The organism is Pseudomonas sp. ZL2, from assembly GCF_054788455.1.
On sequence record NZ_JBGOGX010000005.1, the window covers coordinates 40,245 to 62,655 of the forward strand.

Here is a 22,411-nt window from a genome sequence, read left to right on the forward strand (position 1 = left end):
TCAGATACTTGTACAAACAGGCAAACACCTGAATCGTGCATTTTGCAAGCAGTGACAAAATCCTGCATGCAAGATGCAAGTCCGCAAGACATTGTGCGCAGGCACAAAAAAAGGACCCCGAGGGGTCCTTCTTCTTAAGCTGCGTGCTTAGACGCCGGATGCCTTGGCAGCGGCAACGTCCTTGATCGACAGCTTGATACGGCCGCGGTTGTCCACGTCCAGTACCAGTACTTCAACTTCCTGACCTTCTTTGAGGATGTCGGTCACTTTCTCGACGCGAGCATCGCTCAGCATGGAGATGTGAACCAGACCGTCCTTGCCAGGCAGGATGTTGACGAAGGCACCGAAGTCGACAATGCGCTCGACCTTACCGACGTAGATCTTGCCGATCTCGGCCTCGGCAGTGATGCTCAGAACGCGCTGACGAGCAGCTTCAGCGGCGTCTTTGGTCTCACCGAAGATCTTGATCGAACCGTCATCTTCGATGTCGATCGAAGCCTTGGTTTCTTCGCAGATGGCACGGATGGTCGCGCCGCCTTTACCGATGACGTCACGGATCTTGTCGGTGTCGATCTTCATGGCGATCATGGTCGGAGCGTTTTCCGACAGTTCGCTACGGGACTGACCAATGATCTGGTTCATCTGGCCGAGGATGTTCAGACGCGCTTCCAGGGCTTGGCCCAGGGCGATTTCCATGATCTCTTCGGTGATACCGTTGATCTTGATGTCCATCTGCAGCGCGGTAACACCCTTGGCGGTACCGGCTACCTTGAAGTCCATGTCGCCCAGGTGGTCTTCGTCACCGAGGATGTCGGTCAGAATGGCGAATTTCTCACCTTCTTTAACCAGACCCATGGCGATACCGGCAACCGGCGCCTTCATCGGTACACCGGCGTCCATCAGTGCCAGGGAAGCACCACAGACCGAAGCCATGGAGCTGGAACCGTTGGATTCGGTGATTTCCGATACGACGCGGATGGTGTACGGGAACACGTCAGCGGCAGGCAGCATGGCCTGAACCGAACGGCGGGCCAGACGGCCGTGACCGATTTCGCGACGGCCAGCACCGCCCATGCGGCCACACTCGCCCACCGAGAACGGCGGGAAGTTGTAGTGCAGCATGAAGGGGTCTTTCTTCTCGCCTTCGAGGGTGTCCAGCAGCTGGGCATCACGGGCAGTACCCAGGGTTGCAACGACCAGGGCCTGGGTTTCGCCACGGGTGAACAGCGCCGAACCGTGGGTCTTCGGCAGCACGCCGACTTCGATGTTCAGCGGACGTACGGTCTTGGTGTCGCGGCCGTCGATACGTGGCTTGCCGTTGACGATGTTTTCGCGAACGGTGCGGTATTCGATTTCGCCGAAGATTTCTTTGACTTCGGAAGCCGAAGGTTGACCTTCTTCACCGGAGAACTTGGCGATCACTTGCTCGCGCAGTTCGCCCAGGCGAGCGTAACGGTCAGCCTTGACGGTGATGGTGTAGGCGTCGGAAACCGCAGCACCGAACTCGCCACGGATGGCGCTCAGCAGTGGGGTGTTCTCGGCCTTGGCAGTCCAGTCCCAAGTCGGCTTGGCAGCTTCGGCGGCCAGCTCTTTGACAGCCTGGATCACGGCCTGGAATTCGTCGTGAGCGAACAGTACGGCGCCCAGCATCTGGTCTTCGGTCAGCTCTTTGGCTTCCGATTCAACCATCAGTACGGCGTCGGAGGTACCGGCAACGACCATGTCCAGGCTCGAGGCAGCCAGTTGCTCGTAGGTCGGGTTCAGCAGGTAGCCGGTGCTTTCGTGGAAAGCTACGCGGGCGGCGCCGATCGGGCCTTCGAACGGAATGCCGGAGATGGCCAGGGCAGCCGAGGTACCGATCATCGCAGCGATGTCCGGATCGGTCTTCTTGCTGGTGGAAACGACGGTGCAGACAACCTGCACTTCGTTCATGAAGCCTTCAGGGAACAGCGGACGGATCGGACGGTCGATCAGTCGCGAGGTCAGGGTTTCTTTCTCGGAAGGACGGCCTTCACGCTTGAAGAAACCACCAGGGATCTTGCCGGCGGCGTAGGTCTTTTCCTGATAGTGAACGGACAGGGGGAAGAAGCCTTTGCCTGGATCGGCCTGTTTGGCACCGACCACGGTCACCAGTACGGTGACATCGTTGTCGACGGTGACCAATACGGCGCCGGACGCTTGACGAGCAATACGGCCCGTCTCGAGGGTAACGGTCGATTGACCGAATTGGAATTTCTTGATTACCGGGTTCACGGTTTCCTACCTTTTTCAGTGGCTCTGGGGGAACTGGTTCTTGCGAATTCTTGGGCAGAACAGGGAATCGGCCCTGTTGGCAGTCCAGATAAAACTAGAGGTTGGAAGCCTGCCCTGCCCTTGCGGTAAACCGCTCAGGCGAGACAGACAGCCAACCTCATAGATACGCAAGGCGTGCTCACCAGCACGGGGGCCAAAGGCTCCGCCTGGTGACTGCAGCACGCCGTGCACACCACTGGCCAGGCCGCTATTAGCGACGCAGACCCAGACGACCGATCAGGGCGCTGTAACGAGTGGTGTCCTTGCCTTTCAGGTAGTCCAGCAGCTTGCGACGCTGGTTAACCATGCGGATCAGACCACGACGGGAGTGGTGGTCTTTGCCGTTGGCCTTGAAGTGGCCTTGCAGCTTGTTGATGTTGGCGGTCAGCAGTGCAACTTGCACTTCTGGGCTACCGGTGTCACCGGCGGCTTGCTGGTATTCGCCAACGATCTTTGCTTTTTCTTCAACGCTGAGTGCCATCTGGCTTCTCCAAATCAAGGGAAACCGAACAAACGGTTTCCAATAGGCCAGGGACTGCTCCCTGTATTCATAAAGTGAGGCGTGACCGTGCCTATTAACAGCCATCCTCTTTACCACCAGTACCAGGCCTGAACCTGACACTGAAGGTTTCGATCATTCTGACCGAATCAAGCGACGCGGCGCGATGCGCCCGTCTTCGCTCACTTCACCGATACCGATGAAGCGACCATTGTGATCCTGTACCCGGACCATGCCGAACTTCGGCGCGTCGGGGGCTCTGACCGGCTGACCATTCAGCCAGTAGAACGCACTGTGCTCGGAGAACTGCAACAGTGGCCAGTCCTGCAGACCGCTGTCCGATGGCATCAGGAAGCGATCGACCGCTTCGTTGCCACCTTCGGCGTGGACCGCTTCGAGTTCTTCGAGGGTCACGGTCTGGGCCAGCTCGAAGGGACCGGCGTGTGTGCGACGCAGTTGGGCGACATAGGCCCCGCAACCAAGCACCTCGCCGATGTCCTCGACCAGGGTGCGGATGTAGGTGCCTTTGCTGCAGCCGACCGACAGCCGGACACGGGTGCCTTCGCACTCGAGCAATTCCAAGCGGTTAATAGTAACAGAACGCGCCTCGCGCTCCACTACTTCACCTGCACGGGCCAGCTTGTACAGCGGCTGGCCGTCACGCTTGAGGGCCGAGTACATCGGCGGTATCTGACTGATTTGACCACGAAATTGTGGCAAAACCGCTTCGATATCGGCGCGACCAACGGTCACGTCACGGGTTTTCAGCACCTCACCTTCGGCATCGCCGGTGGTGGTGGTCTGCCCCAGTTGCATGACCGTCTCGTAGCCCTTGTCGGAATCGAGCAGGTACTGCGAGAACTTGGTCGCCTCACCGAAGCACAGTGGCAGCACGCCACTGGCCAGTGGATCGAGGCTACCGGTGTGCCCGGCCTTTTCGGCGTTGAGCAGCCAGCGGACCTTCTGCAAGGCAGCGTTGGAAGTGAACCCCAACGGCTTGTCGAGCAGGATGATGCCGCTGACGTTACGACGGATACGCTTGACCTGAGCCACCGCTTACTCCTTGGTGTCCAGGGGCGTGTCGGAAGCCTGGTGCAGCTTGTCTTCGGCGACGGCGCGTTCGATCAGGGCCGACAGGTGGGCACCGCGACTGATGCTCTCGTCATAGTGGAAATGCAGTTGCGGCACGCTGCGCAGTTGCATTTCCTTGCCCAGGTGCACGCGCAGGAAACTGGCCGCGCCGTTGAGCACCTTGAGGGTCTGCTTGATGTCTTCCGCGCCTTCCTGGCCCATGGAGGTGATGAACACCTTGGCATGGCCGACATCGCGGCTGACATCCACAGCGGTAATGGTGACCACGCCGACACGCGGGTCTTTGACTTCACGACGGATCAACTGAGCCAGCTCGCGCTGAATCTGATCGCCAATGCGTTGGGTACGGCTATATTCTTTTGCCATTTTTGCTACCTGTAACTAAAGCGGCAAACGCCCGGCCAGGCTAGAGCCGGACCGGGCGTTGCGTTCAGAGCCGCCAAGCGACGCCCTGGGGCGGACAATTGGCGGTTCCCATGCTCGCGGCTTAGAGCGTACGAGCCACTTGGACTTTCTCGAAGACTTCGATCTTGTCGCCGACCTTGACGTCGTTGTAGCTCTTGACGCCGATACCGCATTCCATGCCGGCACGTACTTCGGACGCATCGTCCTTGAAGCGACGCAGCGATTCCAGCTCGCCTTCGAAGATCACCACGTCCTCGCGCAGTACGCGGATCGGACGGTTGCGGTAGACCACACCCTCGACGACCATGCAGCCGGCGATGGCGCCGAACTTCGGCGAACGGAACACGTCACGCACTTCGGCGATACCCAGGATGTTCTCGCGAACATCGCTGCCGAGCATACCGGTCAGGGCTTTCTTGACGTCTTCAATGATGTCGTAGATCACGTTGTAGTAACGCATATCCAGACCTTCCTGCTCGACGATCTTGCGCGCGCCGGCATCGGCACGCACGTTGAAGCCGAACAGTACTGCATTGGAAGCCAGGGCCAGGTTGGCATCGCTCTCGGTGATACCACCGACGCCGCCGCCAATCACGCGAACCTGTACTTCGTCGTTGCCCAGGCCGCTCAGGGAGCCCTGCAGGGCCTCGAGAGAACCACGAACATCGGACTTGAGCACGATGTTGAGGGTCTTCTTCTCTTCCTGGCCCATGTTCTCGAAGATGTTCTCGAGTTTGCCAGCGTGAGCGCGAGCCAGTTTGACCTCGCGGAACTTGCCTTGACGGAACAGGGCAACTTCACGGGCTTTCTTCTCGTCAGCCACTACCGACAGCTCGTCACCGGCGTCCGGAGTGCCATCCAGGCCGAGAATCTCGACCGGGATCGACGGGCCGGCTTCCTTAACAGGCTTGCCGTTTTCGTCGAGCATGGCCCGTACACGGCCATAGTTCGAACCGCACAGAACCATGTCGCCCTGACGCAGGGTACCGTCCTGAACCAGCACGGTAGCCACCGGGCCACGGCCCTTGTCCAGGCGCGACTCGACCACTACACCACGACCCGGGGCCGATGGAGTGGCCTTGAGCTCGAGGATCTCGGCTTGCAGCAGAACGGCTTCGAGCAGTTCGTCGACACCGGTACCCATCTTCGCCGACACCTTGACGAACGGCGTGTCGCCACCCCAGTCCTCGGAAGTGACGCCTTCGACGGACAGCTCGTTACGGATACGATCGAGGTCAGCACCTGGCTTGTCGATCTTGTTCACCGCCACGACCAGCGGAACACCGGCAGCCTTGGCGTGCTGGACCGCTTCGCGGGTTTGCGGCATCACGCCGTCGTCCGCTGCAACCACCAGGATCACGATGTCGGTCGCCTTGGCACCACGGGCACGCATGGCGGTAAACGCGGCGTGACCCGGGGTGTCGAGGAAGGTGACCATGCCGCGGTCGGTTTCCACGTGGTACGCACCGATGTGCTGGGTAATACCACCGGCTTCGCCAGCAGCAACCTTGGCACGACGGATGTAGTCGAGCAGCGAGGTCTTACCGTGGTCAACGTGGCCCATTACGGTCACGACTGGTGCACGGGAGAAGGTCTCGCCTTCGAACTTCAACGACTCAGCCAGGGAATCTTCCAGGGCGGTGTCGCTGACCAGGGTGACCTTGTGGCCCAGCTCTTCGGCGATCAGCTGAGCTGTCTCCTGGTCGAGCACCTGGTTGATGGTCACCGGAGTGCCCAGTTTGAACATGAACTTGACCACTTCAGCGCCCTTGACGGACATCTGGTTGGCCAGGTCGGAAACCGTGATGGTCTCGCCGATCTGCACGTCGCGGACAACCGGACCGGTCGGGTTCTGGAAGCCATGGGCGTTGCGCTTCTTCGGCTTGCCCTTGCCACGGCCACCACGACGGAAGCCATCGCTTTCTTCGTCGGTGGTACGCGGAGCGGCACGCGGGGTAGGCGCCTTTTCCTTTTCCTTGACCTTGACCGAAACGCGCGGCGCTTCGTTGCGGCGCTCGCCGCCACGACGCTCGTCGTCACGCGACTTGTCGCTGCGACGCACGTCGTCTTTCTTGCGGTCGGCAACCGGTGCCGGAGCGGCGTCCGCGGCGGCCTGGATCACTGGCGCTGCAGCCGGAGCCGGAGCGGCAGCAGCCGGCGCGGCAGACGCAGCGGCTGGCTGACGACGGGCTTCTTCCTCGGCACGCTGACGTGCTTCGCCATCGGCTTTTTCACGGGCAGCGTTTTCCGCTGCACGGCGCTCTTCCAGCTCGCGCTTCTGCTCGGCCTGGATTTCTTCCGGGCTGCGCTGAACGAATACTTTCTTCTTGCGTACTTCTACGCTGATGCTCTTGCTACCGGCGACACGCAGGGTGCTGGTGGTTTTGCGCTGCAAGGTGATCTTGCGCGGCTCTTCCACTTTTGCCTTGTGGCTGCTCTTCAAATGAGCCAGCAATGCCTGCTTCTCATTGTCGGTCACTACCTGACCGGCGTCGGTGTGCGGCAGACCTGCCTCACGCATCTGCTGCAGCAGGCGCTCTACCGGTGCAGCGACCTCTTGGGCCAATTCTTTCACCGTGACTTGCGTCATGCACTTCTCTCCTCAGGCCGCGCCTAATTACTCGAACCAGTGGGCTCGGGCGGCCATGATCAACTTGCCGGCACGCTCTTGGTCGATGCCGTCGATGTCGAGCAGGTCATCAATCGACTGCTCGGCCAGGTCTTCGCGGGTAACTACGCCGCGCACCGCCAGTTCCATCGCCAAATCCTTGTCCATACCCTCAAGCGAGAGCAGGTCTTCGGCCGGATGGGCGTCTGCCAGCTTTTCCTCAGTAGCGATGGCTTTGGTCAACAGGCGATCCTTGGCGCGAGCACGAAGCTCGTTGACGATGTCTTCGTCAAAGCCGTCGATGTTGAGCATTTCTTCCAGCGGTACGTAGGCAATCTCTTCCAGGCTGGTGAAGCCTTCATCGACCAGCACCTGTGCCAGTTCTTCGTCGACTTCCAGCTCGTCGATGAAGTTGCGCAGGATGTCACCGGTTTCAGCTTGCTGCTTGGCCTGGATGTCCGATTCGGTCATCACGTTCAGGGTCCAGCCGGTCAACTGACTGGCCAGGCGCACGTTCTGGCCACCACGGCCAATCGCCTGGGCCAGGTTGTCGGCACCCACGGCGATGTCCATGGCGTGGGCGTCTTCATCGACGATGATCGCCGCGACTTCAGCCGGCGACATGGCGTTGATGACGAACTGTGCAGGGTTGTCGTCCCAGAGGACGATATCCACGCGCTCGCCACCCAGTTCGCCGGACACTGCCTGGACACGCGAACCGCGCATGCCGATACAGGCACCTTGCGGGTCAATGCGTTTGTCTTTGGAGCGTACGGCGATCTTGGCGCGCGAACCCGGATCACGGGACGCGGCCATGACTTCGATCAGGCCCTCGGCGATTTCCGGCACTTCGATGCGGAACAGCTCGATCAGCATCTGTGGCGCGGTACGCGACAGGATCAACTGCGGGCCGCGGTTCTCGGTGCGGATTTCCTTGAGCAGTGCACGCAGGCGCACACCGACACGGAAAGTCTCGCGGGAGATGATGTCTTCACGGGCCAGCAACGCTTCGGCGTTGTTGCCCAGGTCAACGATGACGTTGTCACGGGTGACCTTCTTGACGGTACCGGAGATGATCTCGCCCAGACGCTCGCGGTAGGCATCTACCACTTGAGCGCGCTCGGCTTCACGGACCTTCTGGACGATGACTTGCTTGGCGGTCTGGGCGGCAATACGGCCGAACTCGATCGACTCGATCTTCTCTTCGATCACGTCACCGACTTTAGCTTCAGGATGGGTGTCCTGAATCTTCGCTGGCCACACTTCGATCGCCGGATCGTCCAGATCCTTTTCTTCGACGACAGTCCAGCGACGGAAGGTTTCGTAGCTACCGGTGTGGCGGTTGATTTCCACACGCAGGTCGACTTCGTCGTCAAAACGTTTTTTGGTTGCAGTGGCCAGAGCCACTTCCAGCGCTTCAAAAATTACGCCGGCCGGTACGCCCTTTTCGTTCGATACCGACTCAACAACCAGCAGTACTTCTTTGCTCATCGTACGCCTCGCCTTTCGCAAGCCATTGGATCCGCGCGGTCCGCGGGATCCGGCACGTCTCAGTCAAAACTGGGAATAATGTTGGCCTTGTCGATCGAATCGATCGGCAACAGGAATTCGTTGTTGTCTACCTGGACCACAACATCCTGCTCCTCCACGCCACGGAGAAGGCCCTGAAAGTTACGACGACCTTCAAAGGGCGTACGCAGCTTGATCTTCACTTGTTCGCCGGCATGCGAAGCAAACTGTTCCAAGGTGAACAGCGGGCGATCCATGCCAGGAGAGGACACTTCAAGGGTATATTCGGAAGTGATCGGGTCTTCGACATCGAGGATCGCGCTGGCCTGGTGACTGACTTTTGCGCAGTCATCAACAAGCACGCCATCTTCTTTATCGATATAAATCCGCAGGACCGAATGTTTGCCTTGAGAGATGAATTCGATCCCCCAGCATTGATAGCCAAGAGCCTCGACCACCGGGGCCAACAAGGCCTGCAACTGTTCTAGCTTGCTCGACACCTGAACCCCCTCGTGCATGCTATGCAAATAAAAAATGGGCAAAGCGCCCATCCCTGATACGCCGTTGAATACCGGCGTTATGACTGTTCAGCCAAGAAAAAGCCCCTGCAAAAGGGGCTCCGCTGAAACTGGTTGCGGGGGCTGGATTTGAACCAACGACCTTCGGGTTATGAGCCCGACGAGCTACCAGACTGCTCCACCCCGCGACAAAGCTGGGGCGAAAGTATACGACCGAACCCCGACAGGGTCAATCTAACCTCCACCTACAAGAAAGCCCGCTGTAGCGGGCTGTCTTGTTTCAATTGGTACCGAGAAGGGGACTCGAACCCCTACACCCTATGGGCACAACCACCTCAAGGTTGCGTGTCTACCAATTCCACCACCTCGGCAATACTACTTTGAAACCCGTTACTTCTGCTCTTGAGCGGGAGGAACATCACCAGTGTTAGTGGCTTCGCTCTTCTGCTCCTGGAGCACCGGTACATCATCTGTTGCCGGCTTTTGCTGCTTCACTTCCAAGACCGCTGGATCTGGCAACCCTACTTGAGTCAGCTCTTGAGCTTTCTCCTTAGCAAAGTATCCTAACCCAAGAGCAGTTAAGAAGAAAGAGGCAGCTAGTATAGCAGTAAACTTACTCAGAAAGGTAGCAGAACCTTGGCTTCCGAACACAGTATTTGAAGCACCTGCGCCGAAAGATGCACCCGCTTCCGCACCTTTACCCTGTTGCAGCAACACCAGCACTACCAAACCCAGCGCGCCCAACAGATGCAAAACAACGATCACTGTTTCCAGCATTTTTCAGTTTCCTGCGGCGCGACAAATTGCACCGAATTCGTCTGCGTTCAGGGAAGCCCCACCAATCAGGCCCCCATCGATATCCGGCATGCCGAACAGTTCAGCCGCATTGGCCGCCTTCACGCTGCCGCCGTATAGAAGCCGCACACTCGCTGCGACTTCCGGGTTCTTTGCCGCCAGCTGCTCGCGAATGGCCTTATGCACATCCTGAGCCTGCTGTGGCGAGGCTGTCAGCCCTGTACCGATGGCCCATACAGGCTCATAGGCAATCACCGCACTGGCGAAGACTTCGACACCGAACGCTTCGATGACGCTGTCCAGCTGACGCCCGACAATCTCAAGCGTTTTACCCGCTTCGCGCTCTTCGAGGGTTTCCCCTACACAGAGCACCGGCTTCAAACCACAAGCCTGTGCCGCAGCGAACTTGCGATTGAGAACTTCGTCGTTCTCGCCAATGATCTGGCGGCGCTCGGAGTGCCCAATCAGTACCAGCTCGCAACCTGCCTCGGCCAGTTGACTCGGTGCAATTTCACCGGTCAGTGCGCCTTGCTCAGGCTGTACCGCAGAATTCTGAGCGCCGACGGCGATCGCCTTGCCTTGTACGCCATCAATTACCTGATTGATGTACAGGGCGGGGGGAAACACCGCGACCTCGACACCGCTCGGCAGGGCGAGATTACTCAAGCCCTTGATCAGCTCAGCGACGCTGGCGCGGGTACCGTGCATCTTCCAGTTACCAGCTACCATAGGGCGACGCATGCTGTACCTCGTCGGTCAAAGAGGGCGCAGATGTTACCCAACCCAATCACCTCTGGCAAGCGTATTTCAAACGCAAACTTCACTTACCAGTTTTGCCAGGGCTTCGGCGTGGCCGCGGACCTGATTTTCATCCTCGCCTTCGACCATTACCCGCACCAGAGGCTCTGTCCCGGACTTGCGCAGCAGCACACGGCCACGACCGGCCAGTGCCTCGGTAACCTTGGCACTGGCCTCCTGGACAGCCGGATGCTCCAGGGGGTCGACCTTGCTCGCACCGAAGCGCACATTGATCAGCACCTGCGGGCATTTGCGCAGGGCCTGACGGGCCTGGGCCAGGGTCTCTTCGCGGCGCTTGAGGGCCATCAGCACCTGCAGCGCGGCGATGATCGCATCACCAGTGGTGGTGTGGTTGCAGCACACCACGTGCCCGGAGTTCTCGCCACCGATCACCCAGTCGCGCCCCAGCAGCTCGGCCATCACGTAGCGGTCACCGACCTTGGCGCGCACGAACGGGATGTCGAGGTCCTTCAGGGCCAGTTCCAGCCCCAGGTTGCTCATCAGGGTACCCACCACCCCACCCTGCAGCTTGCCACGCTCGTGCAGGTCACGGGCGATGATGAACAGCAGTTCGTCGCCATCGACGATGGCACCGGTGTGATCGACCATCAGCACACGGTCGCCGTCGCCATCGAAGGCGATACCCAGGTCGGCATGACCAACCAGGACCGCCGCCTGCAGCGACTCGATGTGGGTCGAACCACAGTTTTCGTTGATGTTCAGACCATCGGGCTGTGCAGACAGCACGGTGACATCGGCACCCAGCTCGCGGAACACGCTTGGCGCGACCTTGTAGGTAGCACCGTGAGCGCAGTCGACCACCAGCTTGAGACCGGCAAAATCGGTGCTGCTCGGCACGCTGCTCTTGCAGAACTCGATGTAACGGCCAGCCGCGTCGTTGATACGCGACACCTTGCCCAGCTTGCTCGATTCGACCACGGTCATCGGCTGGTCGAGCAGTTCCTCGATCATCAGTTCGACTTCGTCCGGCAGCTTGGTGCCCTGGCCGGAGAAGAACTTGATGCCGTTGTCGTCATGCGGGTTGTGCGACGCACTGATGACAATGCCCGCTTCGGCGTGGAAGGTACGGGTCAGGTAGGCGATGGCCGGGGTCGGCATCGGCCCGAGCAGCATCACATCAGCGCCAGCCGCCGACAATCCGGCTTCCAGCGCCGACTCGAACATGTAGCCCGAAATTCGCGTGTCCTTACCGACCAGCACCCGGCAAGCGCCTTGCTTGCGAAAGGCCATACCCGCAGCCCAACCGAGCTTGAGCATGAAATCAGGGGTAATCGGAAACTCGCCGACACGGCCACGAATGCCATCGGTGCCAAAATATTTTCTGCTCATAGATGCTCCATCACTCTTATTCGGCGGCTTGCACCGCAGCAATCATCCGCACTACATCGGCGGTTTCGGCGACATCGTGAACGCGCAATATGCTCGCTCCCTTGGTCATCGCCAGCGCAGCCAGGGCCAGGCCGCCATAGAGCCGTTCTCCGACCGGGCGGCCCAGGGCCAGACCGATCATGCTCTTGCGAGAAACACCCACCAGCAAAGGACGCCCCAACCGATAGAGCGCCTCCATGTGCTTGAACAGGCTGAGGTTGTGTTCCAGGGTCTTGGCGAAGCCGAAACCCGGATCGAGGATGATCCGCCCGGCCTCGATGCCCACGGCCGCGCAGGCAGCCATTCGCTCTTCAAGATAGCTCGCCACCTCGGCGGTGACATCCTCGTAATGAGGATTATCCTGCATATCGCCCGGCTCGCCACGCATATGCATCAGGCACACCGGCAAACCGGTGGCTGCTGCGGCATCCAGGGCGCCATCACGACTGAGCGAGCGCACATCGTTGATCAGCCCGGCACCAAGCCTGGCCGACTCACGGATCACCGCTGGCGTAGAAGTATCGACCGAGATGATCACATCGAGTTCGCGACTGATCGCCTCGACGATCGGCGCAACGCGCTCCAGCTCTTCAAGCGCCGACACCGCGCGAGCGCCAGGGCGGGTGGACTCGCCACCGACATCGACCAGGGTCGCACCGGCAGCCACCATCGCCTCGGCGTGACGCAAGGCTGCGTCACGCTGGGTGAAGCGGCCGCCATCGGAGAAGGAATCGGGGGTGATATTGAGGATACCCATGACATGGGTACGGGACAAATCAAGAACCCGGTTGCCGCAAGGCAACCGGGTCGGGTACTGCTGTGAGGTCATATGTGCCCTTAGACTTGCGCCGCTGGACCGCCGATCGGCGACTCTGGGCGATCGCTCTGCGGAGCAGAGGTGCCTGGAGTGCCTGACCCACCTTCCCAATCACGCGGCTCGCGTGGCTCGCGACCAGCCATGATGTCGTCGATCTGATCGGCATCGATGGTCTCGTACTTCATCAGCGCATCGGCCATGGCGTCGAGCTTGTCGCGGTTCTCAGTGAGGATCTGCTTGGCCGTGGCATAGCACTGGTCAATGATGCTGCGCACTTCGGAGTCGATCAGCTTGGCGGTTTCACCGGAGACGCTGGCGTGCTGGGAACCGGCACTGCGGCCCAGAAACACTTCGCCTTCTTCTTCGGCATACATCAGCGGACCGAGTTTTTCCGACAGGCCCCATTTAGTGACCATGTTACGGGCGATCTGGCTGGCACGCATGATGTCGTTGGATGCACCGGTGGTGACGCCATCGAAGCCCAGGGTCATCTCTTCGGCGATACGGCCACCGTACAGCGAGCAGATCTGGCTGATCAGCGCGCGCTTGGACAGGCTGTAGCGGTCTTCCTCAGGCAGGAACATGGTGACACCCAGTGCCCGGCCCCGCGGAATGATCGATACCTTGTAGACCGGGTCATGCTCGGGCACGACGCGACCGACAATGGCGTGACCAGCCTCGTGATAAGCGGTGTTCTGCTTCTCTTTCTCGGACATGACCATGCTCTTGCGCTCGGCGCCCATCATGATCTTGTCTTTGGCCAGCTCGAACTCTTTCATCTCGACGACGCGCTTGCCACCACGGGCAGCGAACAACGACGCCTCGTTGACCAGGTTGGCCAGGTCCGCACCGGAGAAACCTGGAGTACCACGGGCAATGACCGCTGGATTGACGTTCTCGCCAATCGGCACCTTGCGCATATGCACTTTGAGGATCTGCTCACGGCCACGGATATCCGGCAGGCCAACCACCACCTGGCGGTCGAAACGGCCCGGACGCAGCAGCGCCGGGTCGAGTACGTCCGGACGGTTGGTCGCGGCGATGACGATGATGCCGTCGTTCATTTCGAAGCCGTCCATCTCCACCAGCAACTGGTTGAGGGTCTGCTCGCGTTCGTCGTGACCGCCGCCCATGCCGGCACCACGATGGCGGCCGACGGCGTCGATTTCGTCGATGAAGATGATGCACGGAGCATGCTTCTTGGCCTGCTCGAACATGTCGCGCACACGGCTGGCACCAACACCTACGAACATCTCGACAAAGTCGGAGCCGGAGATGGTGAAGAACGGCACCTTGGCTTCGCCGGCAATAGCCTTGGCTATCAGGGTCTTACCGGTACCTGGCGGGCCAACCATGAGCACGCCGCGAGGAATACGACCGCCCAGGCGCTGGAACTTGCCTGGGTCGCGCAGAAATTCGACCAGCTCGCCGACTTCTTCCTTGGCTTCGTCGCAACCAGCGACGTCGGCCAGGGTGGTTTTCACCTGGTCTTCGGAAAGCAGGCGCGCCTTGCTCTTGCCGAAGCTCATCGGCCCGCCCTTGCCACCGGCGCCGCCCTGCATCTGACGCATGAAGAACATGAATACGGCAATGATGACCAGGATCGGGAAGCTGGCGACCAGCAGTTGGGTCCAGATGCTCTGCTGCTCTGGCTGCTTGCCTTCGACCACGACGTGGTTGTCGACCAGGTCGCCGATCAGGCCGTTGTCCTGAATGGCCGGACGGATGGTCTTGAAGCTGTCGCCATCGGTACGTTTACCGGTAATGACGTAGCCGTCGACCGCAACGCGCTCGACCTTGCCATCCTTGACCTGCTGAATGAAGTCGGAATAGTTGAGGGTCTGCGGCTCATTCGGGCTGGAGAAGTTGTTCATCACCGTCACCAGGACAGCCGCGATGATCAACCACAGGATCAAGTTCTTTGCCATATCGTTCAATTAGCTACCCTCTGAAGCCGGCTGACGGCGCAGCCGTGCCTCGCATGATATTCACCGGCTTAACTTACTACATAACCTACACATCTGCAGGCGCCGTCTGTAACCCTTTGTGAAACCTAGACTACACGAAGTACATCCAGGTCAGGCAGGAGAGCCGATTGGAAAAAACTATCGGACACCCTGGAAGCCGCCGGCCTGACGCCCCTACTCGCCGCGGTAACCCCTCGCCAGCAAGTACTGTTCACGGGAGCGGTCCCGCGAAGAATCAGGTTTGAGCATCTGGACCTTGTCGAATTTCTGACGAGCGTCCTTGAGGTATACGTCAAACCCTTCGCCCTGGAAAATCTTGATCAGGAAATCACCACCCGGCTTGAGTACCCGGGTCGCCAGATCAAGGGCCAGCTCACAGAGAAACATGGCCTTGGGAATATCCACGGCAGGCGTACCACTCATATTGGGGGCCATATCGGAAATCACAAGGTCTACATGCGAATTACCCACCGCCTCAAGGATCTGTGCCAGCACTTCGTCCTGGGTAAAGTCGCCCTGGATGAAGGTAACGTCGGGAATACTGTCCATTTCCAGGATATCGGAAGCGATCAAGCGGCCCTGACCGCCGATCAGACGACTGGTCACCTGCGACCAACCACCCGGCGCCGCGCCGAGATCGACGACACTCATACCCGGGCGGATAATCCGGTACTTTTCTTGAATTTCCAGCAATTTATAGCTCGCACGCGAGCGATAACCATCCTTTTGCGCTTTTTTAACGTAAGGATCGTTGAAGTGTTCTTTCAGCCAGCCAAGGCTTGTCTTGGAACGCGCCATTGGGCACCTCGATGATAAGGGTCGTGATTAACTGGGCGGATCCACGGGCCCTCGGGTAAAATGGCCGCCATTTTTACAGAATCAGACAAAGGGTCAGATTATGCCGCTCAATAACGAGCAGAAGAAACAGTACAAATCCATTGGCCACGACCTGAAACCAGTTCTGATTGTGGCAGGCAACGGGCTGACTGAAGGGGTTATCGCCGAACTCGAACGCGCTCTGGCCGATCACGAACTGATCAAAGTCGAGATTCGCTCCGAAGACCGCGAAGAGCGTGCTGCCGCAATTGCCGCGCTGTGCAAGGCCGGCCGCGCCGAACTGGTACAGACCATCGGCAAGAAAGCGCTGATCTATCGCCGCAATCCGCAGCCGAACAAACAGCTGTCGAACATCCACCGTTACAAGTGATGTTCGCCCCGGTCAGTGGCGCGCCTTGCGCGCCCTGCCCGGCACGGGTTGCATGACCAGCAGCAAGCCGGTCAGGCCCAGCACCAGGTAGCAGAACAGCTGCCAGCGCAACTCCTCCGGCATGCCCATGCGCAAGGCGAAATACACCACGCACGCCAGCATCGCCATCGACAGCAACTGCCCCCGCATGTCCCGCCACAGACTGGCCAGGCCCTGAGCCTGAATCAGCACCAGTGCCTGCACGCCTGCGCAAAACGCCGCAAACGCCACCAGCAACGATGCCATCAGGCTGCCAATATCCTCGATCAGCAGCGGCGCCAGGCCAATCTGGCCCAACGCCGGCAACAGACCGAAATGCAGCATCCACAGGCCACCAACCCAGAACACCTGGGTCAGTTGCCAGATCACCGGGGCCGCGGCAAAGCCGCGGCGACGGTCAAATGTGGGCGACTTCGACAATCTCGTACTCGACCAGGCCGCTCGGGGTTTTCACCGCCACAACGTCGCCTTCCTCCTTGCCGATCAGAGCACGGGCGATGGGCGAACCCACCGACAGTTTGCCGGATTTGATGTCGGCTTCATCCTCACCGACGATCTTGTACTTCAAGCTTTCGTCCGTCTCGACGTTGGCGATTTCGACGGTAGTGCCGAAGATCACTTTGCCGGTGTGCGCAATAGTGGTGACATCAATGACCACCGCGTTCTGCAGACGCCCTTCGATATCACGGATTCGCGCTTCGACCATACCCTGCTCTTCACGGGCAGCGTGGTATTCGGCGTTTTCCTTGAGGTCACCGAGTTCGCGGGCCTCGCCAATGGCCTGGCTCAGGCGCGGACGCTCGGTCTTGCTGAGGAATTCGTGCTCATCTTCCAGGGCGCGATGGCCCTGGACAGTCATCGGGTATTTGATCATGCCTTGAGTCCTGCATGGAGATCCTGCAAGCGGCGCACGGTCTTTTCCGGACCGAACTTCAGCGCTTCACAGATAGCTTCACCGGCCGCAATGGTGGTGGTGCAGTAGATCTTGTGCTGCAACGCATTGCGGCGAATCGAGTAGGAGTCGGCGATCGACTGACGGCCTTCGGTGGTGTTGATGATCAGCGACACTTCGTCGTTCTTGATCATGTCGACCACGTGCGGACGACCTTCGGTCACCTTGTTCACGCGACGCACTTTCAGGCCAGCCGCTTCGATGACCTTGGCGGTACCGACGGTGGCAACCACTTCGAAGCCCAGGGCAATCAGGTCGCGAGCAACGCCAGCCACTTGTGGCTTGTCGTCGTCACGCACGCTGATGAACGCAGTACCGCCGGTCGGCAATACTTCGCTGGCGCCCATCTGGGCCTTGGCGAAGGCTTCACCGAAGCTGTCGCCGACACCCATGACTTCACCGGTGGATTTCATCTCTGGGCCGAGGATCGGGTCAACACCCGGGAACTTGGCGAATGGGAACACCGCTTCCTTGACGCTGTAGAAGTTAGGAATGATTTCCTTGGTGAAACCGATTTCCTTGAGGGTCTTGCCGGCCATGACCCGCGCGGCAATCATCGCCAGCGAAGTGCCGATGCACTTGGAGACGAACGGCACGGTACGCGAGGCGCGCGGGTTGACTTCGATCACGTAGATCTTGTCGCCCTGCAGGGCCAGCTGCACGTTCATCAGGCCGACAACGCCCAGTTCCAGGGCCATTTTCTTGACCTGTTCACGGACTTCGTCCTGCACATGGGCGGGCAGCGAGTACGGAGGCAGCGAGCACGCCGAGTCTCCGGAGTGAACACCGGCCTGCTCGATGTGCTGCATGATCGCGCCGATCACCACGTCGGTGCCGTCGCAGACCGCATCCACGTCCATCTCGATGGCGCAGTTGAGGAAGTGATCGAGCAGCACCGGGCTGTCGTTGGACACTTGTACCGCTTCACGCAGGTAGCGCTTGAGCTCGTCCAGTTCGTAGACGATTTCCATCGCGCGGCCGCCCAGTACGTAGGACGGGCGAACCACCAGCGGGTAACCGATCACGCCGGCAGCACGAATCGCTTCGTCTTCGCTGCGCACGGTGGCGTTTGGCGGCTGCAGCAGATTCAGGCGCTGAACCATCTGCTGGAAACGCTCGCGGTCTTCGGCGCGGTCGATGGAGTCCGGGCTGGTACCGATGATCGGTACGCCGGCTTCTTCCAGGGCTCGCGCGAGTTTCAGCGGGGTCTGGCCGCCATAATGGACGATCACGCCCTTCGGCTTCTCGACGCGAACCACTTCCAGTACGTCTTCCAGGGTCAGCGGCTCGAAGTACAGGCGGTCGGAGGTGTCGTAGTCGGTGGAGACGGTTTCCGGGTTGCAGTTGACCATGATGGTCTCGTAACCGTCTTCACGCAGGGCCAGTGCCGCGTGTACGCAGCAGTAGTCGAACTCGATGCCCTGGCCGATACGGTTAGGACCGCCACCCAGGATCATGATCTTGTCGCGGGTCGACGGATTGGCCTCGCACTCTTCCTCGTAGGTCGAGTACAGGTAGGCGGTATCGGTGGCGAACTCGGCGGCGCAGGTGTCGACGCGCTTGTAGACCGGGAACACTTCGAGCTTGTGACGGTGACGACGCAGGTTCTTGTCGGTGATACCCAGCAGCTTGGCCAGACGCTGATCGGAGAAGCCCTTGCGCTTGAGGCGCAGCATCAGGTCCTTGTCGATCGCCGACAGGGCCAGGGTCTTGACCTTCTCTTCTTCCTTGATCAGGTCTTCCATCTGCACCAGGAACCAGTGGTCGATACCGGTCAGGGCGAAGATTTCATCGCAGGTCATGCCCGAACGCATGGCGTCGGCGACGTACCAGATGCGCTCGGCGCCCGGCACGGTCAGCTCGCGCTTGAGGATGCTGGCAGCGTCCGGGCTGGCCAGGTCGACTTTCGGGTCCAGGCCGCACACGCCAACTTCCAGACCGCGCAGGGCTTTCTGCAGCGACTCCTGGAAGGTCCGGCCGATGGCCATGACTTCACCCACGGATTTCATCTGGGTGGTCAGGCGGGCGTCGGCTTTCGGGAATTTCTCGAAGGCGAAACGGGGCAGCTTGGTGACGACGTAGTCGATCGACGGCTCGAAGGACGCCGGGGTACGGCCGCCAGTGATGTCGTTCTGCAGTTCGTCGAGGGTGTAACCGACCGCCAGCTTGGCGGCGATCTTGGCGATCGGGAAGCCGGTGGCTTTCGACGCCAGGGCCGAGGAACGCGAAACCCGTGGGTTCATTTCGATCACGACCATGCGGCCGGTGTCCGGGCAGATACCGAACTGCACGTTGGAACCGCCGGTCTCGACACCGATTTCACGCAGCACCGCCAGCGAGGCGTTGCGCATGATCTGGTATTCCTTGTCGGTCAGGGTCTGTGCCGGCGCCACGGTGATCGAGTCGCCGGTGTGCACGCCCATCGGGTCGAAGTTTTCGATCGAGCAGACGATGATGCAGTTGTCCTTTTTGTCGCGGACCACTTCCATCTCGTACTCTTTCCAGCCGATCAGCGATTCGTCGATCAGCAGTTCCTTGGTCGGCGACAGGTCCAGACCACGGGCACAGATTTCTTCGAATTCTTCACGGTTGTAGGCAATGCCGCCACCGGTGCCGCCCATGGTGAAGGACGGACGGATGATGCACGGGAAGCCGAGCTTCTCGAGGACCGCATTGGCCTCTTCCATGCTGTGGGCGATACCGGAGCGCGGGCACTCAAGGCCAATGGCCTTCATGGCGGTGTCGAAGCGCGAACGGTCTTCAGCCTTGTCGATGGTGTCGGCGTTGGCGCCGATCATTTCCACGCCGAACTTTTCCAGGACGCCTTCGCGCTCCAGGTCCAGGGCGCAGTTCAGGGCAGTCTGGCCACCCATGGTCGGCAGCAGCGCGTCAGGACGCTCTTTCTCGATGATCTTGGCAACGGTCTGCCACTTGATCGGTTCGATATAGGTCGCATCAGCCATGGCCGGGTCGGTCATGATGGTGGCCGGGTTGGAGTTCACCAGGATGACGCGGTAGCCCTCTTCGCGCAGGGCTTTGCACGCCTGGGCGCCGGAGTAGTCGAATTCGCAGGCCTGGCCGATCACGATCGGGCCAGCGCCGAGAATCAGGATGCTTTTAATGTCTGTACGTTTTGGCATGGGTTGTCACTCAATTCCGCAGGTCAGTCGGCAAGCCGCATTGAACAATCTTGGGGGCGGCACCTGAACGCGGCTTGCACCGGTCCAGGGCCTTCTCGCCAGATGCTCAGCGGCGCTTGGCCATGGCATCGATGAAACGGTCGAACAGTGGCGCGACGTCGGTCGGGCCCGGGCTGGCTTCAGGGTGGCCCTGGAAGCTGAACGCGCTCTTGTCGGTGCGCTCGATGCCTTGCAGGGTGCCGTCGAACAGCGACTTGTGGATGGCGCGCACGTTGCCCGGCAGGGTTGCTTCGTCAACCGCAAAGCCGTGGTTCTGGCTGGTGATCATCACAACGCCGGTGTCCAGGTCCTGGACCGGGTGGTTGGCACCGTGGTGACCATGACCCATTTTCACGGTCTTGGCACCGGAGGCAAGGGCCAGCAGCTGGTGACCCAGGCAAATGCCGAACACCGGGATCTCGGTTTCGAGGATGTCCTTGATCGCCTGGATCGCGTAGTCGCAAGGCTCCGGATCGCCAGGGCCGTTGGACAGGAACACGCCATCGGGGTTGAGCGCGAGGACTTCGCTGGCCGGGGTTTGCGCCGGCACTACAGTCAGGCGGCAGCCGCGGGCGACCAGCATGCGCAGAATGTTCAGCTTGACGCCAAAATCGTAGGCAACCACGTGGTACGGCAGCTCGGACGCTTCAATGGTGGCGTGGCTGTCGGTCTTCAGCTCCCAGACGCTGGAGCGCCATTCGTAGCTGTTCTTGGTGCTGACGACTTTCGCCAGGTCCATGCCCTTCAGGCCCGGGAAGCCGCGAGCGGCGGCGATTGCGGCCTCTTCGCTGATGTTGTCGCCGGCGAGGATGCAGCCGTTCTGCGCGCCCTTCTCACGCAGGATGCGGGTCAGGCGACGGGTGTCGATACCAGCGATCGCCACCACGTTGTGGGCCTTGAGGTAATCAGGCAGGGATTGCTTGTTGCGCCAGTTGCTCGCGATCAGAGGCAGGTCGCGAATCACCAGACCAGCCGACCAGACGCGGTCGGATTCGGCGTCTTCCGGCGTGGTGCCGGTGTTGCCGATGTGCGGGTAAGTCAGGGTAACGATTTGCTGCGCATAGGAAGGGTCAGTCAGGATTTCCTGATAGCCGGTCATTGCGGTGTTAAACACCACCTCACCAACGGTCTGACCGTCGGCTCCAATGGCTTCACCGCGAAAAATGCTGCCATCAGCAAGGGCGAGTATGGCTGGCTTAGTCAAGAAGACCTCCCGTAAATCTAGCCTGAAGGGGCGATCGCAGGTTGCAAAAAAGCGGAATGACGTATAGACACGTCACCCCGCTTTCTTCGTCGAATTATCTGCGCGCTTTTAGTGGACACACTAAAGCTGTAGCTTACAGAAAAACGCTTTTTTGGTCTACCACTGAAGTGCCTGAACGGCGCAGGAATGCGACAAGGCGTCGCGGGAATGGAAAAGCATCGCTGGCAAGCCAGCTCCCACAGGAGATACTGAGACTCAGGAATTGCAGCCATGGCGCAATTCCTGTGGGAGCTGGCCTTGCCAGCGATGGGCCGCGCAGCGGCCCCTGAACAGCGTTCAACGCAGGTCGAGCACGTCCTGCATGTCGTACAGGCCAGGCTCGCGCCCGTCCAGCCACAGGGCCGCACGTACCGCACCCTTGGCGAAGGTCATGCGGCTGGAGGCCTTGTGGGTGATCTCCAGGCGCTCACCTTCGGCAGCAAACAGCACGGTGTGATCACCGACCACATCGCCGGCACGCACGGTGGCGAAGCCGATGGTCTTGCGATCACGCGCACCGGTCTGGCCTTCACGGCCATACACCGCCACTTCCTGCAGGTCGCGGCCCAGCGCATTGGCAACCACTTCACCCATGCGCAGCGCAGTACCCGACGGCGCATCGACCTTGTGCCGGTGGTGAGCCTCGATGATCTCGATATCGACATCATCACCCAGCACCCGCGCAGCCATGTCCAGCAGCTTCAGGCTGAGGTTGACGCCAACACTGAAGTTGGCGGCGAAGACGATCGCAATGTCCTTGCCCGCTTCGGCCAGCAGTTGCTTTTCTTCGGCCGTGAAACCGGTGGTGCCGATGATCATCGCCTTGCCTGCCTTGCGGCAGAACGCCAGGTTCTTCAGGGTCACCGAGGGATGAGTGAAGTCGATCAGCACGTCGAACTCGTCGGCGACCTTGGCCAGGTCGTCGGACAGCAGCACGCCGATCCGGCCCAGCGCCGCCAGCTCACCTGCATCAGCGCCGACCAGCGAGCTGTCGGGGCGATCGATCGCCGCGGTCAGCCCGGCACCCGGGGCTTGCTGCACTGCTTCGATCAGGGTCTTGCCCATGCGCCCTGCCGCGCCCATTACCGCTATACGTCGCATG

19 protein-coding genes and 2 tRNA genes are annotated in these 22,411 nt (G+C 60.2%); 1 reads left to right on the forward strand and 20 read right to left on the reverse strand.

Annotated features, from left to right (window positions below; genetic code table 11):
* Positions 1-147: 147 nt before the first annotated feature.
* From pnp to rlmE, 15 genes are all read right to left on the reverse strand, one after another.
* Positions 148-2,253, reverse strand: a complete 2,106-nt coding sequence (pnp, locus tag ABM562_RS07805) for a polyribonucleotide nucleotidyltransferase (RefSeq protein ID WP_038998668.1) — start codon at positions 2,251-2,253, stop codon at positions 148-150.
* A gap of 250 nt (positions 2,254-2,503) precedes the next feature.
* Positions 2,504-2,773, reverse strand: a complete 270-nt coding sequence (gene rpsO, locus ABM562_RS07810; protein WP_010222985.1) for a 30S ribosomal protein S15 — start codon at positions 2,771-2,773, stop codon at positions 2,504-2,506.
* Positions 2,774-2,926: 153 nt separating this feature from the next.
* A complete protein-coding gene (truB, locus tag ABM562_RS07815) occupies positions 2,927-3,844 on the reverse strand; it encodes a tRNA pseudouridine(55) synthase TruB (protein ID WP_115085236.1) in 918 nt (305 codons plus the stop codon).
* Between the two features lie 3 nt (positions 3,845-3,847).
* Complete coding sequence (gene rbfA, locus ABM562_RS07820) at positions 3,848-4,249, reverse strand: 30S ribosome-binding factor RbfA (RefSeq protein WP_010222983.1); 402 nt, start codon at positions 4,247-4,249, stop codon at positions 3,848-3,850.
* A 121-nt stretch (positions 4,250-4,370) separates the two neighbouring features.
* Positions 4,371-6,878, reverse strand: coding sequence for a translation initiation factor IF-2 (gene infB, locus ABM562_RS07825; protein WP_115085235.1), 2,508 nt, complete (start codon positions 6,876-6,878; stop codon positions 4,371-4,373).
* A 27-nt stretch (positions 6,879-6,905) separates the two neighbouring features.
* Positions 6,906-8,387: a transcription termination factor NusA gene (gene nusA / locus ABM562_RS07830; protein WP_010222981.1), complete on the reverse strand. Its 1,482-nt coding sequence runs from the start codon at positions 8,385-8,387 to the stop codon at positions 6,906-6,908.
* Between the two features lie 59 nt (positions 8,388-8,446).
* Positions 8,447-8,905 carry a ribosome maturation factor RimP gene (gene rimP, locus ABM562_RS07835; protein WP_038999709.1) on the reverse strand — a complete coding sequence of 153 codons (459 nt, stop codon included), beginning with the start codon at positions 8,903-8,905 and terminating at the stop codon, positions 8,447-8,449.
* A gap of 129 nt (positions 8,906-9,034) precedes the next feature.
* A tRNA-Met gene (locus ABM562_RS07840) sits at positions 9,035-9,111 on the reverse strand.
* A 97-nt stretch (positions 9,112-9,208) separates the two neighbouring features.
* Positions 9,209-9,294: transfer RNA gene (locus tag ABM562_RS07845), tRNA-Leu, on the reverse strand.
* A 19-nt stretch (positions 9,295-9,313) separates the two neighbouring features.
* Positions 9,314-9,700 carry a preprotein translocase subunit SecG gene (gene secG, locus ABM562_RS07850; protein WP_115085234.1) on the reverse strand — a complete coding sequence of 129 codons (387 nt, stop codon included), beginning with the start codon at positions 9,698-9,700 and terminating at the stop codon, positions 9,314-9,316.
* A 3-nt stretch (positions 9,701-9,703) separates the two neighbouring features.
* Positions 9,704-10,459, reverse strand: a complete 756-nt coding sequence (gene tpiA / locus ABM562_RS07855; RefSeq protein WP_010222978.1) for a triose-phosphate isomerase — start codon at positions 10,457-10,459, stop codon at positions 9,704-9,706.
* Positions 10,460-10,525: 66 nt separating this feature from the next.
* Entirely contained in the window at positions 10,526-11,866 is a 1,341-nt protein-coding gene (gene glmM / locus ABM562_RS07860) for a phosphoglucosamine mutase (RefSeq protein WP_115085233.1), read from the reverse strand.
* 16 nt (positions 11,867-11,882) lie between these two features.
* Positions 11,883-12,734 carry a dihydropteroate synthase gene (gene folP, locus ABM562_RS07865; RefSeq protein ID WP_233674456.1) on the reverse strand — a complete coding sequence of 284 codons (852 nt, stop codon included), beginning with the start codon at positions 12,732-12,734 and terminating at the stop codon, positions 11,883-11,885.
* An 8-nt stretch (positions 12,735-12,742) separates the two neighbouring features.
* Positions 12,743-14,650, reverse strand: a complete 1,908-nt coding sequence (gene ftsH / locus ABM562_RS07870) for an ATP-dependent zinc metalloprotease FtsH (protein WP_115085231.1) — start codon at positions 14,648-14,650, stop codon at positions 12,743-12,745.
* 213 nt (positions 14,651-14,863) lie between these two features.
* Positions 14,864-15,487 (reverse strand): 23S rRNA (uridine(2552)-2'-O)-methyltransferase RlmE, encoded by a 624-nt coding sequence (gene rlmE / locus ABM562_RS07875; RefSeq protein ID WP_010222974.1) that lies wholly within the window; start codon positions 15,485-15,487, stop codon positions 14,864-14,866.
* A gap of 100 nt (positions 15,488-15,587) precedes the next feature.
* Between rlmE and yhbY the strand changes: the two genes are divergently transcribed.
* On the forward strand, positions 15,588-15,896 hold the full coding sequence (yhbY, locus tag ABM562_RS07880) for a ribosome assembly RNA-binding protein YhbY (protein ID WP_038606752.1): 309 nt from the start codon (positions 15,588-15,590) through the stop codon (positions 15,894-15,896).
* A 12-nt stretch (positions 15,897-15,908) separates the two neighbouring features.
* On the opposite strand, the gene ABM562_RS07885 is transcribed toward yhbY, so the two are convergent.
* The 5 genes from ABM562_RS07885 to dapB all read right to left on the reverse strand — a co-directional run bounded on the left by ABM562_RS07885 (position 15,909) and on the right by dapB (position 22,410).
* Complete coding sequence (locus ABM562_RS07885) at positions 15,909-16,304, reverse strand: MFS transporter (RefSeq protein ID WP_115085271.1); 396 nt, start codon at positions 16,302-16,304, stop codon at positions 15,909-15,911.
* Positions 16,305-16,332: 28 nt separating this feature from the next.
* Positions 16,333-16,809 (reverse strand): transcription elongation factor GreA, encoded by a 477-nt coding sequence (greA, locus tag ABM562_RS07890; RefSeq protein ID WP_115085229.1) that lies wholly within the window; start codon positions 16,807-16,809, stop codon positions 16,333-16,335.
* Entirely contained in the window at positions 16,806-20,027 is a 3,222-nt protein-coding gene (gene carB / locus ABM562_RS07895; RefSeq protein WP_115085228.1) for a carbamoyl-phosphate synthase large subunit, read from the reverse strand. Before carB ends, greA begins: the two co-directional genes overlap by 4 nt.
* Before the next feature lie 106 nt (positions 20,028-20,133).
* The gene (gene carA, locus ABM562_RS07900) at positions 20,134-21,270 is read right to left on the reverse strand and encodes a glutamine-hydrolyzing carbamoyl-phosphate synthase small subunit (RefSeq protein ID WP_115085227.1); all 1,137 of its coding nucleotides are present in this window, start codon (positions 21,268-21,270) and stop codon (positions 20,134-20,136) included.
* 336 nt (positions 21,271-21,606) lie between these two features.
* The gene (gene dapB / locus ABM562_RS07905) at positions 21,607-22,410 is read right to left on the reverse strand and encodes a 4-hydroxy-tetrahydrodipicolinate reductase (RefSeq protein ID WP_115085226.1); all 804 of its coding nucleotides are present in this window, start codon (positions 22,408-22,410) and stop codon (positions 21,607-21,609) included.
* Position 22,411: the final 1 nt, after the last annotated feature.